This window comes from Terriglobus sp. (assembly GCF_965201105.1).
GTDB lineage: Bacteria > Acidobacteriota > Terriglobia > Terriglobales > Acidobacteriaceae > Terriglobus.
Genome location: NZ_OZ241741.1, coordinates 2,990,986 through 3,004,764 on the forward strand (window position 1 = coordinate 2,990,986; position 13,779 = coordinate 3,004,764).

Consider the following 13,779-nt stretch of genomic DNA (forward strand, 5'->3'; position numbering starts at 1 on the left):
TGGTTCGAGAGAGGTTCGTTGCTGCAGTTAGATGTGTCGAGCCCACCCTTCGCGCAAAGAGCGCGCGAAGAATGGGGCACGGGGCGTTCTTGCTGGTTCCGATTGCTGAGGTGAGGCCGTGAGCGGGGCGGTGTTGTTGCGGGGCGGCACGCTGCTGCAGCCGGCGGAGGACCGGAGCTTTGCGGGAGATGTGCTGCTGGCGGATGGGGTCGTTGCCGCGATCCATACGGGCGAGGCGGGGGCGCTGGATGAGCGCGCAAAGGCCGTTGGGGCGGAGGTGATCGACTGCGCGGGGCTGGTGGTGGCGCCGGGGTTGATCGATTTGCACGTGCACTTGCGGGAGCCGGGGCAGACGCACAAGGAGACGATTGCGACGGGAACGCGGGCGGCGGCGGCGGGCGGGTTTACGACCGTGTTGGCGATGCCGAATACGAGTCCGGTGATGGACTCGGTGGAGTGGCTGCGGTATGTGGTGTCGGCTGATCGTGACGCTGCGGTGCGCGTGCTGGCGATGCCGGCGGTGACGGTGGGCAGCATGGGCGAGCGGCTGACGGACATGCAGGCGTTGCATGCGGCGGGCGCGGTGGGCTTTACCGATGATGGCAAGCCGGTGCTGCACGATGCGGTGATGCGCAAGGCGTTGCTGACGGCGGGGCGGCTGGGCGTGCCGGTGTCGCAGCATGCCGAGGACACGCGCATGACCGTGGGCGCGAGCATGAACGCAGGGCCTGTGAGCTTCCGGCTGGGGCTGCGTGGGATGCCGGTCGAAGCGGAGTCGAGCATTGTGGAGCGGGACATTCGGCTGCTGGAAGAGATCGAACGGGAGGATGAGGTGAGGCCGCATCTGCACGTGCAGCATGTGTCGACGGCGCAGGCGTTGCGGGCGATCGGGGAGGCGAAGCGGCGTGGGCTGCATGTGACGTGCGAGGTGTCGCCGCACCACCTTGCGCTGACAGATGAGGCGATCGCGGGGGACGCTTCGCAGGGCAGTTTGCGGTACGACACGCGGTTCAAGATGAATCCGCCGCTGCGGTCGGCGGAGGACCGCGAAGCGTGCGTGGCGGCGGTGCTGGATGGAACGGTGGATGTGCTGGCGACGGACCATGCGCCGCATGCCCTGTGGGAGAAGAACGTGGAGTTTGAGCGTGCTCCGAATGGGATTGTGGGGTTGGAGACGGCGCTGGGCGTGGCCATGCGGGTGTTGCACCGGGAGCACGGGATGCCCGTAGGGCGAGTGTTGCAACTGTTAACTTCGAGGCCTGCGGCGATCCTGGGGCGGGATGATCTGGGATCGCTGGGCGTGGGGTTTCCGGCGGATGTGGTGGCGTTCGATCCGGCGGCTGAGTTCTCCTATGATGTGCGGACGACGGCTTCGCGGTCGCGGAATACACCATTTGATGGGGCGGCGATGGTGGGGCGGATCGTGTGTACGGTGGCGCAGGGACGGGTGGTGTTCCGCGGTTAGAATCGCGCGGTTGCGGGTGTTTGTGCGAAGCGCTTCGGGCCCCTGTCGGAAAATCCGGACGTTGGGGGCTGACTTTGTTGGCGTCTGCTGCATCCCAAAGCGCAATTGGTTTCTGGGGAGGCGCTTTGTGACTCGTACTCTTTCTGCTTTGCATGTTCCGTTGCTGGGATCGCGGCGTTCGCTGGCCGCCGCGGCGCTGATGTTTTCGTTGATCGCGCCGTTGACCGGCTGCAAGTCGGCGTATGACAAGGCCGTGGAGAAGGCGAAGCAGGATGCGGTCGCGACCGGGCAGCCGCAGCAGGTCGTCAGCGTGGACAAAGACGGCAGGACAACAGTAACGGTGGTGCAGCCGCCGCAGGTGGCGGGGCAACCGGTGACGGTGAACAGTGCGACGGAGCCGGAGGGGACCCCGCTGCCGTCGAACCTGCCGGATTATTCGAATGGCGCGCGGCCGGCACCGGGAAACACGGTGATCTTTGCCGGGCCGAAGACGGGTGTGGCTGCAGGTGTTGCAGCGGAGCCGGTGCCGCCGGGGACGGCAACAAGTACGGTCGCAGCAATTTCACCTTCGCCAACGACGGGTGCTCCCGCAGTGGCGCCGGTGGTCAATGGAGCGGTCGGAAATGGAGTGGTCGCGAACGAGGCGCCGGAGGCTGCTCCCGCGAACTTTATACCGACGAATGTGACGTTACGGGCGGGGACAGGGATCGCGATCCGGATCAACCAGACGCTATCGGTGAAGCACACGCATGCGGGCGACCGGTTCAGCGGCTCACTGGCGGAAACGATCCGGCGTGATGGGAACGTGGTGCTGCCACGGGGTACGCGGTTCAACGGCGTAGTGACCGAGGCGCACAAGCGCGGCCACTTCAAAGGGCGCAGCTACCTGGGACTGCGGCTGACGAGCATGGCGTTCAACGGCAAGACGTACCCCATCGCGACGGCTGGCCTGACCGAGACGAAAAAGGGCAAGGGCAAGCGTTCGAGCGCCTTTATCGGTGGAACCACGGGCGTGGGCATGCTGGTGGGCGGCGTGGCAACGGGCGGCGTGGGCCTGGCGGTGGGTGCGCTGGCCGGCGGCGGGTTGGGTACGTTTCTGGCCGGCATGACCGGAAACAAGGACATAACGATTCCGGCGGAGACGCTGCTGCGTTTCCGGCTGGAGGACAACCTGACAGTGCAGCCTGCGGAATAAGAGCGGACGACGCGCAAGGAGTAGGTCTGTGATGCGCTGTTGCGGAAGATTGAGGAGAGGTAGGCAGTTCTGTGCGCATCCAATAAGGAATCGTGGACATCGGGTGTTGAAAACAACTCTTCTGGTTTTTCTTTTCTCTCTGCAACTGCTGCAGACGGGTTGCAAACCTGCGCCTGAATCGTCCTTTGAAGTGCTGTCCCCCACCCGGGAATTTAATGTGGCGGTCGAGACGTTTGATAACGGCGGGATCGTATCTCCTGAGATGAACGTCAGCTTCGTGTACTTACACCGGGGGATTTCTCCGAGGCTGCCTGTGCTGATCCTGGCGGGCGGGCGGGCGCGGACTCCCGCACCCGTTCCGAAGTGGATCAATCCCATGAACCTGGTGATTCTTTATGACGGCCAACAGACCGTCACGTTTCAGGCTTCGCAGTTCAACGGGGTACACATTGCGGCAAAAGCGGTGAGTGAGAGTTGCCTGGCGAGCAGTCGCGCTCCAGAGTCTTCCGGCGATTGCGCCGTCTCTGGCAGCTAACGTCGCGTTGGATGTTCCGTGCGCTTCTCGAGCGCCGCATGCTCAGAGTTCAAGGTTTTGAGTACCGCGGCTGCGGCGTTGTCGCCGAATGTGGGGAGCCAGTGTATGCGGGGATTTTTGCGGAACCAGGTGCCCTGCCGCTTGCTGTAGTTACGATGGCCCTGCTGGGTGGCGGCGATGGCGTCGGGCTGGCTGATGGCTCCGCGTAGGACGGCGGCAGCCTGCGCATAGCCAAGGGCGGTAAAGGCGCGGGTGTCTGGGCCGTATTCGGCGATCAGGTTGCGGGTTTCTTCGACAAGGCCGTTGGCGAACATGGCGGCAGAGCGGGCGTTGATGCGTTCGTAGAGTTCGGCGCGGGGCGGTGCCAAGCCGAACTGGACGACGTGGAAGCCGGTGAGCGGCTCGGGGCGATGGTCCTGCCAAGCCGCGGTGATGGGGCGGCGGGCAAGCACGGAGACTTCGACGGCGCGGATGAGCTTGGGTTCGTCATTGGGGTGAATGCTGGTGGCGGCCGCGGGGTCGAAGCGAGTGAGCAGGCGGTGCAGGGCGGCGGGGTCGCGGCGTTCGGCGATTTTGCGAAGACGGTCGCGGAGGGCTTCGTCACGCGCGGGCATGGGGCTGAGGCCATCGAGCAGGGCGCGGAGGTAGAGGCCGGTGCCGCCAGCGACGATGGGGGTACGGTTGCGGGCGGTGATGTCGCGGATGGCGGCGCGGGCGGCCCGGCCATAGTCACCGGCGGTGTAGTTGGTGGCGGGAGTGGTGACGTCGATGAGGTGGTGGGGGACGCGGGCCTGCTCGGCGGGTGTCGGTTTGGCGGAGCCGATGTCCATGCCGCGGTAGACGGCCACGGAGTCGCAGGAGACGATCTCGCCGTTGAGGTGTTCGGCGAGGGTGAGGGACAGGGCGGTTTTGCCGGAGGCGGTGGGGCCGACGAGGACGAGGAGGAGCGGTTCGTTCTGGGTGTCACCGGGTTGGAGCGGGGCAGGCACTTTACCCACCTTAGCCGCAAAAAGCGCGGCGAAGGTGGGGCACGTCCTTTCGGCTTGCTGCGGTCAGGGCAGGTCGATGCGCCACCAGCCGGGGAGGAAGACGTTGTGGATGCCGGCGATCAGGACAGAGATGAGGAGGATGGCGGCGGCGAAGATGAGCAGGACGAGAAGTTGGCGGCGGCGCTCCGTGCTGTACCGGTTGACGGTTGTCTGCTCGTCTTCGTTACGGGGTGACCGGCTTGGCATGGTTCTGCTTCAAGGTAGATTTGCGGGTTACTGCAGGTCGCGGTCTTTGTTGACGCGAAACTCGATGCGGAGTTCGAGGCTGGGGCCGTGGAACTCCTTGGGCAGCGGCGGGGCGGAGCCGATGCTTTTGAGGGAGCCCCAGGCGGCGCGGTTGATGGCGTCGTCGTGGGTGGAATAGTCGAGGTTCATGCCGGTGATGCGGCCGTCGGGCAGGATGGTGAAGCGGACGCCGGTGACGCCCTGCTTGAAGAGGGGCGAGTTGCACTCCTCGGGGATGAGCGGGAGCCAGGCGCGACGGACCTCGCTGAGCAGGCGCTGGATGTAGCGGCCGAAGTCGACGCCCTGGGTGTCCGAGAGGATTTCATATCCGGCTTTGCCCTGCCCCTGTTTGCCGGGTGCGGAGCCGTAATCGCCCTGCTGGTCGGGGATGCCGCTCTGGGAGCGCGAGTTGCGAGCGGCGGCGGCGATGGCGGAGGACGCGCTCTGCGACGTGTTGAAGTCGGGCTGGCGCTGGGATGAGGGCGTGGGTGCATCCGCCACGATGGGCGGCACGTTGGGGTGCGGCGAGGGCGGCGGGTTGACCCGTGCGGTTTGTTGGGGCGGCGGCTGCGTGGGTTGCGGCGGCGTTGACTGGGAGGCGCGCGGTTGTGGCTGCGCGGGTTGTGGCGCGGGCCGGGCGGCGGGTGGTTCGGGGTGGCCGGCGCGCGGCTCAGGCGGCGTGGGTGCCTTGGTGGGGTGCGGGGTCTGGGCCTCGGCGGTGTGTTCGCTGATGTGCGGCGCGGGCTTCTGGCGCAGCATGTCTTTCAGGTTGGGCGGTGTGGCGAGATAGGTGAGCTCGTTGGGGTTCCTTTGCTGCACGATGAGGACGGGACGGTGCGGCAGCCAGCGCGGAAGGAAGATGTAGGTGAGCGCAAGGATGAGCCAGAGGATGATGGCGAGATAGACGGCCTCGCGGAAACGGGCACGGGACCGCTCATCGTCGATCTGGTCGATGAGGGTGATGAGCTCGTGGGTGTCGTAATAGTCGTAGCGCCGGCCGTTGCCGTTGCGGCCGCGCTGCGCTGGCAGCGGCGGGGTGGCCGACTCGGTGGCCGAGTCTGGGGTCGGCTGCGGAGCTTCGTGCTCCGGCGGTGTTTCAACGGTGGGCATTGCCTGCTAGGTGTGACTCGTTCCGACGCGAAAGAGTTTCGTCATGGCATGGCCACTGCCGGACCGGACGCGTCCCCTGTATTTTCGCATCATGAGAACCCTTTTGGGGTTGCGGGTGTGTTCCGGTGAGCCGAACACGTGTCCAATGCGGCGTAGAATGACCCGAGCATGAGCCACGCTCCACTCGTCGCCACGCTGCTGGCGCAGGCCGCCAGCGGTGCCGGCACGCATCACGGACCGCTGTATCCGATCACGCATGGGCTTGCCCGGTTTGGCGAATGGATCAGCCACATATTTGCGCCGCTGGGCATCTGGGGGCTGGGCGGGCTGGCGCTGCTGGATTCGGCGCTGGTGCCGCTGCCCGGCGGCTTGATCGGGTGGGTGGTGTTTTACGTCGCGGCGCAGCACAATAACTTCTTTCTGTGTGCGCTGATCACGGCGGCCATGGGGACGGTCGGCAGCCTGCTGCCCTATTACGTGGGGCGCGCGGGCGGCGAAGCGTTTCTGCTGAAGAAGATCAACCGGCAGCGGTATGAGCGGATGCGCGACCGGTTTGAGCGGCAGGAGTTTGTCGCGATCATGCTGCCGTCGATGAGCCCACCGCCGGTGCCGCTGAAGCTGTTTGAGTTTTGCGCGGGCGTGTTTGAGATGCGCGTGCGGTCGTATGTGACCGCGGTGTTTTTGGGCAAGTTTGTGCAGTTCCTGGTGGTCGCGATTCTGGCGTGGCGGTACGGTACGGCTGCGGCGGGCATGCTGCAGGGAGCGGTGCGCAACCATGCGCGGGGCATTCTGGAGGGGCTGGGTCTGCTGCTGGGCCTGCTGGCGATCTGGATGGTGCGGCGGGTGTTTGCGCGGCGCGCGGAGCGGTTGCCGATTGAGGATGAAGACGAGTCGGCGGCGGGGACGCACCGGGTGGTGGAGGAGTAGGGAGAGCCGTCATATCGAAGCGTGGCGGCCGGAGCCCAGCGGTACCATAACGACATGGAAGCGCTGCACATTACGGAAATGGAGTTGGCGCGAGATATACATGATGTGCTCGCGCGCTTGCGTGCTGGCGAAGAAGTCGTGATTGAAGGCGGTGAACAGCCACTTGTGCTACGAGCTTTAGAGCAGCCGCGCTTTCGCACCATTGATGATGCCATTGCGGGTTTCAAGGCCTACGAAGCTGAACATGGACATCCTCTGATGATGGACGAGGACTATGCCGCAGACATGCGTGAGATCATCGCGAGTCGCAAACCCAGTCGTGCGTCCGAATGGGATTAGTTCTCGATACCAGCATCGTCATTCGGGCAGAACGGCATTCCATACCGATTGAGCAAGTCGTCGCGGCTTCCGGGCGCGGTAGGACGCAGATTCTGTTGGCCACCGTCAGCGTCGCTGAACTGACGCACGGCATGTATCGCGCCAAGTCTGATGTCCAGCGGGAACGCCGAAGAATTATCTCGACCGGGTGCTACGAGAGGTTGACGTTGCTCCGCTGACGCTGCCGGTTGCGCAACTTGCAGGCAGGATTGACGGCGAGCAGGCAGCGGTTGGGAATACGATCGATCTGGCGGACCTGCTGATTGGGGCAACGGCGTTGCACTTCGATTACGCGGTGGCGACGCACAATGTTGGGTACTTCGAGCGGATTCCGAGTGTGCGCGTCGTTGTGCCCACGTTTTGAAGCCGTGCCGAACGCTCCGCGGGAACGCGCGCCAGGCCTGAAACGATCCATGTAGAGTGGACGCTCAGCGGTTTGCCTTTGGAGCGTGTGATGTCTTCCCAGCTTTCTCGCCGCAGCATTCTGCGGACCACAGGTCTTGGTGCGCTTGGGTTGGGTGTGAGCCGGTACGGGCGGGCGTGGGCGGTTCCGCCGAGTGACCGGTTGACGGTGGCGTGCATTGGTGTTGGTTCACAAGGACTGCGCGTGTTGCTGGACATGCTGCGGCTGCCGGAGGTGCAGGTGATGGCGGTATGCGATGTGAACCGCGGCAGCACGGACTACCTGGAGTGGGGACCGGGCGAATTGCGCACCAAGGTGCGGGCGACGCTGCAGGACAGTTCGTGGGGCGCGAGCAATGCGGGGCCGGCGGCGGGACGGGAGGTGGCGCAGGGCATCGTGAATGCCTTCTATGCCAAAGAACGGAACAAGCCCGGCTACAGCGGCTGCGCCGCGTATGAGGACTACCGCGATCTGCTCGCCAAGGAGCACGGCCTGGATGCGGTAGTGGTGAGCACGCCGGATCATTGGCACGCGACCATTGCGATTGCGGCGATGCGGGCCGGAAAGCATGTGTACAGCCAGAAGCCGATGGCGCACAGCGTGTGGGAGTCGCGGGAGATGCCGCGGGTCGCGGAGGAGACGAAGCGGGCGGCGGCGGTTTCGATCTTCAACGCGCATGCGCCGGCGTCGGAGCAGGTGCGAGAGGCGATTACGGGTGGGGCGGTCGGGGCGGTGCACCAGGTGGACATCTGGACGACACGGGCGTCGTCGTTCTGGAAGCAGGGCCTGCCGACGCCAGCGATGGCGGACCCGGTGCCGCCGTCCCTGAACTGGAACCTGTGGCTGGGGCCGGCGGCGGCGCGACCGTACAGCCATGTATACCAGCCGTTTGTGTGGCGGGCCTGGTACGACTTTGGCTGCGGCGCGCTGGGCGACATGGGCGAGTACGGGTTTGACACGATCTATCGCGCGCTTGGGCTGGGCGTGCCAGAGCAGATCTCGGCGAGCAGCAGTGAGCTGTTTCCGGACTGCTTCCCAGTGGCCTCTGCGGTGCAGTTCCGCTACGGCGCGACCGGCGGAAAGCCTGCAGTGGCGTTGAACTGGTTCGATGGCGGCATGCAGCCAGCGCGACCCATGGAGCTCCCTGCAAGCGTGCCAATGCTGAGCGAGGGAGTGATCTACCACGGCGAGAAGGGCAAGCTGTTGACCGAGTACATGGGGCAGCATGCGCGTGTGCTAACGCCGGACGGCAGGTTAACGGAGCTCCACCCGAAAGAGGCTTCGGGCGATGTGCCCTACCAGACGGCACGGCCGGAGTTGGGGCCGGGGGCAGCCGGTGCGGTGACTGAACATTACCTGGATTGGATCCGTGCATGCCAGGGCGGGCCGGCGCCGCGCACGAGCTATGCGTTCGAGCAGCCGATTGTGGAGACGCTGATGCTGGGGGTGATTGCGCAGCGTACGCATGAGGTATTGCGGTGGGACGCGGCGGGCATGAAGTTTGTGCAGGGTTCGGAGCGAGCGACGGCGCTGGTAAAGCCGACGATGCGGGCTCCGTTCGCGGTGTAGCGCGGGCGGCTGGCCGGGATGCGATGCAACGCCTGCGGAGCCTTCCTGCATCCTCCGATGCGCATGGGGATCTCGAGTTCGACATTGGCTGCGCGGCTGAGGATATACGTGATGACTGCCCTGGTGATAGCGGCTTCTGCTGGATTTGCAGAGGGCCAGACTCTGGCGGATGGCAATACTGCATACAACCGGCATGATTACGCGGCGGCCCTGCGGATCTGGCAACCACTGGCGGAGAAGGGCAATGCGCAAGCGCAAGCAAACCTGGGAACGCTTTATTTGAATGGGCAAGCGACGCCGAAGGACCCGGCGAAAGCAGCCACCTGGTTCGAGAAGGCCTCGGACCAGGGGTATGCGGCGGGTCAATACAATCTGGGTCGCCTGTATGTGTACGGGACCGGTGTACCGCGGGATGCGGCCAAGGGCGCCAGTTTGTATCGCCAGGCAGCGGATCAGGGCTTTGCCTTGGCTGAGAACAATCTGGGCGGGCTGTATGAGCAGGGACAAGGTGTGCCGAAAGACCTGGGGCAGGCGGCTGTGTGGTATCAGAAGTCGGCGAACCAGGGTAATGCCGCTGGGCAGAACAGTTTGGCCCTGCTGTATGCACGTGGGTTTGGAGTGGAGCGCGACGCGGCGCATGCGGTTCAGCTGTTCCAGCAATCTGCGGAGCAAGGCTTTCCGAACGCGGAGTTCAACCTGGGCTTGTGTTACGAGAAAGGCCTGGGAGTGGCGCGCAGTGCAAGGGAAGCGAAGATTTGGTACGGCAAGGCGGCCGATGCAGGGGAGCCCGGGGCTGCGGCCGCATTGCAGCGTGTTGGTCAAGGATGAGCACGGCTTGGAGATACGATCTGCCCAGATATTGCGCGGCGGGGCAGATGCCTAGTCAGGGATGGCGGCGACCAGGGCGTCGAGCGCGGAGCTTTGGGTGGCGGCGTCGGGAATGAGGGGCGGACCGGACCAGACAAGGCCGAGTGTGTTGTCCGGGGTGCGGTCGGCGGTCCAGATGGTATCTGCATTCGTGCGGAAGAACGCGGTGTAGCGGGGTTCGTGGACGACCCGCTGCAAGGCGCGCAGGTTGCGGTTGAAGACGCCTTTGAACTGTGGTGCGTCGGCGCCGCAGGCAGCCGGCTCGCATGAGTCGTGCAGGACGCCGGCGTTGTCGGTCAGGGAGGTGAGGCCGGCGTCGGCGAGGACGCGGGCTTCGGTGATCAGCGTGGAATCGGGGTTGATGCGCGACCACTCGGTGAGCGCGCCGAGGATGACGCCCTGGTTATAGGTCCATACGGTGCGTCCGTTGTTGCGGCACTCCCCGGACGATTTGTCGATGTTAAGGCCGTCGTTGACCAGGTGCTGGTTGTTGATCATGCCGGAGGCCTGGAACCAGCGCCACTCCTTGCCGGCCCAGTCGTTGTAGCGGTCGCGGTCGGTGGCTTGGGCGCGTACGGCGAGGTGTGTCGCGACGGAGAAGAAGAGTTCGTTGGCGATGGCGTTTTTGTAGGTGCGCTGCTTGCTCCACCAGATGCCGCCGCCGCAGGTTGCGTCCCAGCCGCCGCTCATGTCCTGAAAGATGGACTGTGCCATTGCGAGATAGCGGGGCTCATTGGTCAGGTCGTAGGCGTCGATCCAGGCGAGCGCCCACCAGCCTTCGTCGTCGTAGTAGTCGTTGAGGAAACCGGGAAAGCCAGTCATTTTGGTGAGCGGGCCGGTCTGTTCGGCTTTTGGGATGACGATCTGCGCCTGGGTGAAAGTGGTTGCGAGCGCGGGGACGTAAGCGCGGTTGCGGGTGGCGCGCTGGAGGTCGATCAATGCGGTGATGGCATTGGCGGAGTTCCACCAGCCGGTGGTCTGGTAGAGGCCGGTCTGCGGTACATACCAGTGCTGAAGGGTGGCGGCGGCGGTGCTTGCTCGCTGGCGCGGGGTGGGCTGCTGGGCGAGGCAGGTGGTGGCGAGCAACAGAAGCGCGCAGGCGAGGCGGGTCGGTTTCATGTGTCTCGGTTCTACTTGATTGCCATGAGGTGGTCCAGTTCGTTCGTTGCTGTCGAGGCCGTCAGGATGTGCCGTGGCGAGGGAAATGCAGGTTCGGTGCAAGCACTGAGCCCACTGCGCAAGGACGGTGAAGCTGTGCTGCTCCGGTCGAAATGACAGATTTGCGCGGAGCCGGCCCCCATTCTTCACGCAAGAGTGCGTGAAGAATGGTCGTCCCGGGATGTTTGTGGCGGTCCGCCCACCTTAGCCGCAAAGAGCGCGGCGAAGGTGGGGCACGGTGTTGTGGTCACAGTTTTTGTGGTGTCTTGGTCAGGTCGCTTTCATGGTGGCGGGGCTGGTCCGTTACATTTCGTCGTCGGTGCCGATGGGCATGCCGGGTGGGGCTTCGATGGGTTTGGCGGGGGTAAACTTCGCCGGGTCTCTGAGGTACTGCTGGACGCGGTCGATGAGGGCGCGGCGATGGATGGCCTCGGCGGAGTCGGTGGGCATGGGTTCGGACGTCCATTTTTTGAGCAGGTCGTCGATGTGGGAGCGGGCGATGGCGCGGGCCTGCGAGGCGGTGTTGGGGTTGACGGAGAGGGCGAGCATGGCTTCGAGGCCGCGGAACTCGACGGCGCGCTCGATTTCGGACGAGGTGGTGTGGCCGCCCTCGGGACGCTCGGCGGTGGTGTTGGAGATGCCTTCGAGAACGGTGCGCAGGCCAGGTGTTTTGGTGATGCGCATGTGGAACTCGAAGAGGCGGGTGGCGCGTTCGGGGTTGCAGAGGAGCGAGAGGGTGAGGTCCGCGGCGGACTCGGCGGCGGCGACGGGATCGAACGGTGCGCCGGCGTTCGACGGAAAAGACTCACGGGTGCGGGGATAGCCGGGCGGGTGCGGCGACAGCAGGGCGAGGATGTTTTCGGGAAGGTCGAGGGTGTCGGGTTTGAGGGTGGAGAGCACAGCTTCGAGCGCGCGCTGCTGCGTGGCGGGATCGATGATGGTGGGGTCGGGTTGGCCGTCGCCGCGCAGGTTGTAGGTGTAGTTCAGGCCGGCGATCAGCTTGGCCGCGGCCTCGGTCTGGTAGCGGTGGAGCAGGTACAGCGGAACGAGGGCTTCCTGCAGCGTGGCCATGGGCTGGCCGGACTGGATGACGGCTGGGCCGAAGCGGGCGAGGGCGGCTTTGCGGACTTCGAGGATGCGGTTGAGCTCGGCGACGGGATCCGCGCCGTTGTCCCAAAGGTGGGCCTTGGGGTTGGCGGAGCCGAGCGGGCGGGCGTCCTGGTCGGTGATGTAGGGGATGCCGGATTTCTGGGCTTCGCCTAGGATCTGGTCGAGACGGAAGTGCTCGGCGTTCGGCGGAATGCCTGCGCCGAAGTCGCGGTAGCCGTAGTTGATGGCGACCTTGTCCCAGGCGCCGATGCCGTTGGCGTAGGCGTGGAAAAGGTCGGGGACGCCATTCGTGAGCGTGATGTAGGGGTGCGGGTAGTCCATGACGCTGGTTCCCTGCCCCGCGGTGGACGATGCGAAGTTGTGGGCGAGGCCGAGGGTGTGGCCGAGTTCGTGCGCGGAAAGCTGGCTGATGCGCGCGAGGACCATCTGCAGCATGGGGTCTTTGCTGGGGTCGGCGAACCCGTTTTCGTGGCCGGTGGAGTAGGGCGCGAGCAGGGCTTCGGCGATGAGGTAGTCCTGGCGGCCGCGCAGGCTGCCGAGGGTCACGTTGCCTTTCAGGATTTCGCCGGTGCGCGGGTCGGTGACGGTGGCACCGTAGCTCCAGCCGCGGGTGTAGCGGTGGACCCACTGGATGATGTTGTAGCGGACGTCCATGGGGTCGGCATCGGCGGGAAGGACATCGACGCGGAAGGCATTGCGCCAGCCGGCGGCGGTGAAGGCATCGTTCCACCAGCGGGCACCCTCGACGAGCGCGGTGCGGATGGGCTCGGGCGCGCCGCGATCAACGTAGTAGGTGATGGGCTCGACCGGTTCGCAGTCGGTGCGGCAGTTCGGGTCTTTCTTGATGAGGCGGTGGCGCTCGATAAGGCGCTCCGTCAGGTCGGCGCCGAGTGGTGCGTTGTAGTCGCGGTGGGCGAGGTCGAAGTAGCCGGCGCGCGGGTCGTAGCGGCGCGGGGTGAAACCGGGTTCGGGCAGAGCGATGAAGCTTTGGCGCTCGCGGAGGGTGATGCTGTGCGGGTCCGGAGCGACGTTGGAGACGAAGCGGGCCTTGGTGACATCGTCGGTGGTGAAGGTGAGGATGGCCTCGACTTCGGTGTTGCGCGAGAAGGCCCTGGTCGCGTCCATGGCGATGGCGGAGCGTGAGGCATCGACCTTGTAGCTGCCCTGCTGGCGTTCGGCGAGGGCTTCGGTGACGCCGTGGACGTCGCGAAGGAAGAAATCGGTGGCGTCGACGAGGAGGGAGCCGTCGGGGTTTTCGGCTTCGACTTTGAAGCCCCAGAGGACGGATTCGGGGAAGCTTTGCCGGGTGGCGAGGACTTCGGCGGGGTCGGTGGCGGAGGTAGTGAGGCCGGTGTTGAGCTCGACGAGCAGGACCTTGCTGCCCTGTCGCTCAAAGCGGACGATACGGGCGGGCGCGGTCTGGCCGCGGTCTAGGCCGAGGTCGTTGGAGCCGGTGCCGTAGGGGAGCGAGTCGGTCCAGAGGAGCTCTGCGCCGGACTTGGGGATTTCAAGGAAGAGCTTGCCGGTTTTGGGTTCGTAGTCAAGAGGGACGAAGCCGGCGATGTGCTGCATGCCCGCGGTACGAGTGTTGATGGTTTGCGGGGCCGTCTGTTTGGGTGAGTCCTGCGCGCGCATGGTGGGGCTGAGGAGCAGAAGCGTGGAAAGCAGGAGCGGCTTTGCGGGCATGGTGCTCTTGTACCACTTTCGTGATACCGGCAGAGAGGCCGAATCAGTGCAGAAGCTGTGATGACGGCTTTCTTTCTGGCGTATTCCGCCAACGCGGGCTTA

At 65.1% G+C, this 13,779-nt stretch carries 13 protein-coding genes; 8 read left to right on the forward strand and 5 right to left on the reverse strand.

Annotation, left to right across the window (positions count from 1 at the left end):
• Window positions 1-118: 118 nt before the first annotated feature.
• The 3 genes from ACOFKT_RS13195 (at window position 119) to ACOFKT_RS13205 (ending at window position 3,195) form a co-directional block, all read left to right on the forward strand.
• The gene (locus ACOFKT_RS13195) at window positions 119-1,465 is read left to right on the forward strand and encodes a dihydroorotase (RefSeq protein ID WP_419804440.1); all 1,347 of its coding nucleotides are present in this window, start codon (window positions 119-121) and stop codon (window positions 1,463-1,465) included.
• Window positions 1,466-1,592: 127 nt separating this feature from the next.
• Entirely contained in the window at window positions 1,593-2,660 is a 1,068-nt protein-coding gene (locus ACOFKT_RS13200; RefSeq protein ID WP_419804441.1) for a hypothetical protein, read from the forward strand.
• Between the two features lie 313 nt (window positions 2,661-2,973).
• Window positions 2,974-3,195 (forward strand): hypothetical protein, encoded by a 222-nt coding sequence (locus tag ACOFKT_RS13205; protein WP_419804442.1) that lies wholly within the window; start codon window positions 2,974-2,976, stop codon window positions 3,193-3,195.
• Here ACOFKT_RS13205 and miaA read toward each other — a convergent pair.
• The 3 genes from miaA to ACOFKT_RS13220 all read right to left on the reverse strand — a co-directional run bounded on the left by miaA (window position 3,192) and on the right by ACOFKT_RS13220 (window position 5,579).
• A complete protein-coding gene (gene miaA / locus ACOFKT_RS13210) occupies window positions 3,192-4,184 on the reverse strand; it encodes a tRNA (adenosine(37)-N6)-dimethylallyltransferase MiaA (RefSeq protein ID WP_419804443.1) in 993 nt (330 codons plus the stop codon). The two genes, ACOFKT_RS13205 and miaA, sit on opposite strands and share 4 nt — an antisense overlap.
• Window positions 4,185-4,247: 63 nt before the next feature.
• Window positions 4,248-4,430 (reverse strand): hypothetical protein, encoded by a 183-nt coding sequence (locus ACOFKT_RS13215; RefSeq protein WP_419804444.1) that lies wholly within the window; start codon window positions 4,428-4,430, stop codon window positions 4,248-4,250.
• 27 nt (window positions 4,431-4,457) lie between these two features.
• Window positions 4,458-5,579: an energy transducer TonB family protein gene (locus ACOFKT_RS13220; protein ID WP_419804445.1), complete on the reverse strand. Its 1,122-nt coding sequence runs from the start codon at window positions 5,577-5,579 to the stop codon at window positions 4,458-4,460.
• 168 nt (window positions 5,580-5,747) lie between these two features.
• Between ACOFKT_RS13220 and ACOFKT_RS13225 the strand changes: the two genes are divergently transcribed.
• From ACOFKT_RS13225 to ACOFKT_RS13245, 5 genes are all read left to right on the forward strand, one after another.
• A complete protein-coding gene (locus ACOFKT_RS13225; protein ID WP_419804446.1) occupies window positions 5,748-6,506 on the forward strand; it encodes a YqaA family protein in 759 nt (252 codons plus the stop codon).
• Between the two features lie 54 nt (window positions 6,507-6,560).
• The gene (locus ACOFKT_RS13230; protein ID WP_419804447.1) at window positions 6,561-6,845 is read left to right on the forward strand and encodes a hypothetical protein; all 285 of its coding nucleotides are present in this window, start codon (window positions 6,561-6,563) and stop codon (window positions 6,843-6,845) included.
• 187 nt (window positions 6,846-7,032) lie between these two features.
• The gene (locus ACOFKT_RS13235; RefSeq protein ID WP_419804448.1) at window positions 7,033-7,248 is read left to right on the forward strand and encodes a hypothetical protein; all 216 of its coding nucleotides are present in this window, start codon (window positions 7,033-7,035) and stop codon (window positions 7,246-7,248) included.
• A gap of 90 nt (window positions 7,249-7,338) precedes the next feature.
• Complete coding sequence (locus ACOFKT_RS13240; protein WP_419804449.1) at window positions 7,339-8,856, forward strand: Gfo/Idh/MocA family oxidoreductase; 1,518 nt, start codon at window positions 7,339-7,341, stop codon at window positions 8,854-8,856.
• A 111-nt stretch (window positions 8,857-8,967) separates the two neighbouring features.
• Complete coding sequence (locus ACOFKT_RS13245) at window positions 8,968-9,684, forward strand: tetratricopeptide repeat protein (protein ID WP_419804450.1); 717 nt, start codon at window positions 8,968-8,970, stop codon at window positions 9,682-9,684.
• A gap of 51 nt (window positions 9,685-9,735) precedes the next feature.
• On the opposite strand, the gene ACOFKT_RS13250 is transcribed toward ACOFKT_RS13245, so the two are convergent.
• Window positions 9,736-10,842 carry a glycoside hydrolase family 76 protein gene (locus ACOFKT_RS13250; protein ID WP_419804451.1) on the reverse strand — a complete coding sequence of 369 codons (1,107 nt, stop codon included), beginning with the start codon at window positions 10,840-10,842 and terminating at the stop codon, window positions 9,736-9,738.
• Between the two features lie 342 nt (window positions 10,843-11,184).
• Window positions 11,185-13,677: a zinc-dependent metalloprotease gene (locus tag ACOFKT_RS13255; RefSeq protein WP_419804452.1), complete on the reverse strand. Its 2,493-nt coding sequence runs from the start codon at window positions 13,675-13,677 to the stop codon at window positions 11,185-11,187.
• Window positions 13,678-13,779: the final 102 nt, after the last annotated feature.

Bases quoted from the DNA above. Each gene is read 5' to 3' on its own strand.
- ACOFKT_RS13250 (WP_419804451.1), bottom strand. From the start codon at position 10,842: ATGAAACCGACCCGCCTCGCCTGCGCGCTTCTGTTGCTCGCCACCACC.
- ACOFKT_RS13255 (WP_419804452.1), bottom strand. From the start codon at position 13,677: ATGCCCGCAAAGCCGCTCCTGCTTTCCACGCTTCTGCTCCTCAGCCCC.
- ACOFKT_RS13245 (WP_419804450.1), top strand. From the start codon at position 8,968: ATGACTGCCCTGGTGATAGCGGCTTCTGCTGGATTTGCAGAGGGCCAG.
- ACOFKT_RS13230 (WP_419804447.1), top strand. From the start codon at position 6,561: ATGGAAGCGCTGCACATTACGGAAATGGAGTTGGCGCGAGATATACAT.
- ACOFKT_RS13240 (WP_419804449.1), top strand. From the start codon at position 7,339: ATGTCTTCCCAGCTTTCTCGCCGCAGCATTCTGCGGACCACAGGTCTT.
- ACOFKT_RS13215 (WP_419804444.1), bottom strand. From the start codon at position 4,430: ATGCCAAGCCGGTCACCCCGTAACGAAGACGAGCAGACAACCGTCAAC.
- ACOFKT_RS13225 (WP_419804446.1), top strand. From the start codon at position 5,748: ATGAGCCACGCTCCACTCGTCGCCACGCTGCTGGCGCAGGCCGCCAGC.
- ACOFKT_RS13220 (WP_419804445.1), bottom strand. From the start codon at position 5,579: ATGCCCACCGTTGAAACACCGCCGGAGCACGAAGCTCCGCAGCCGACC.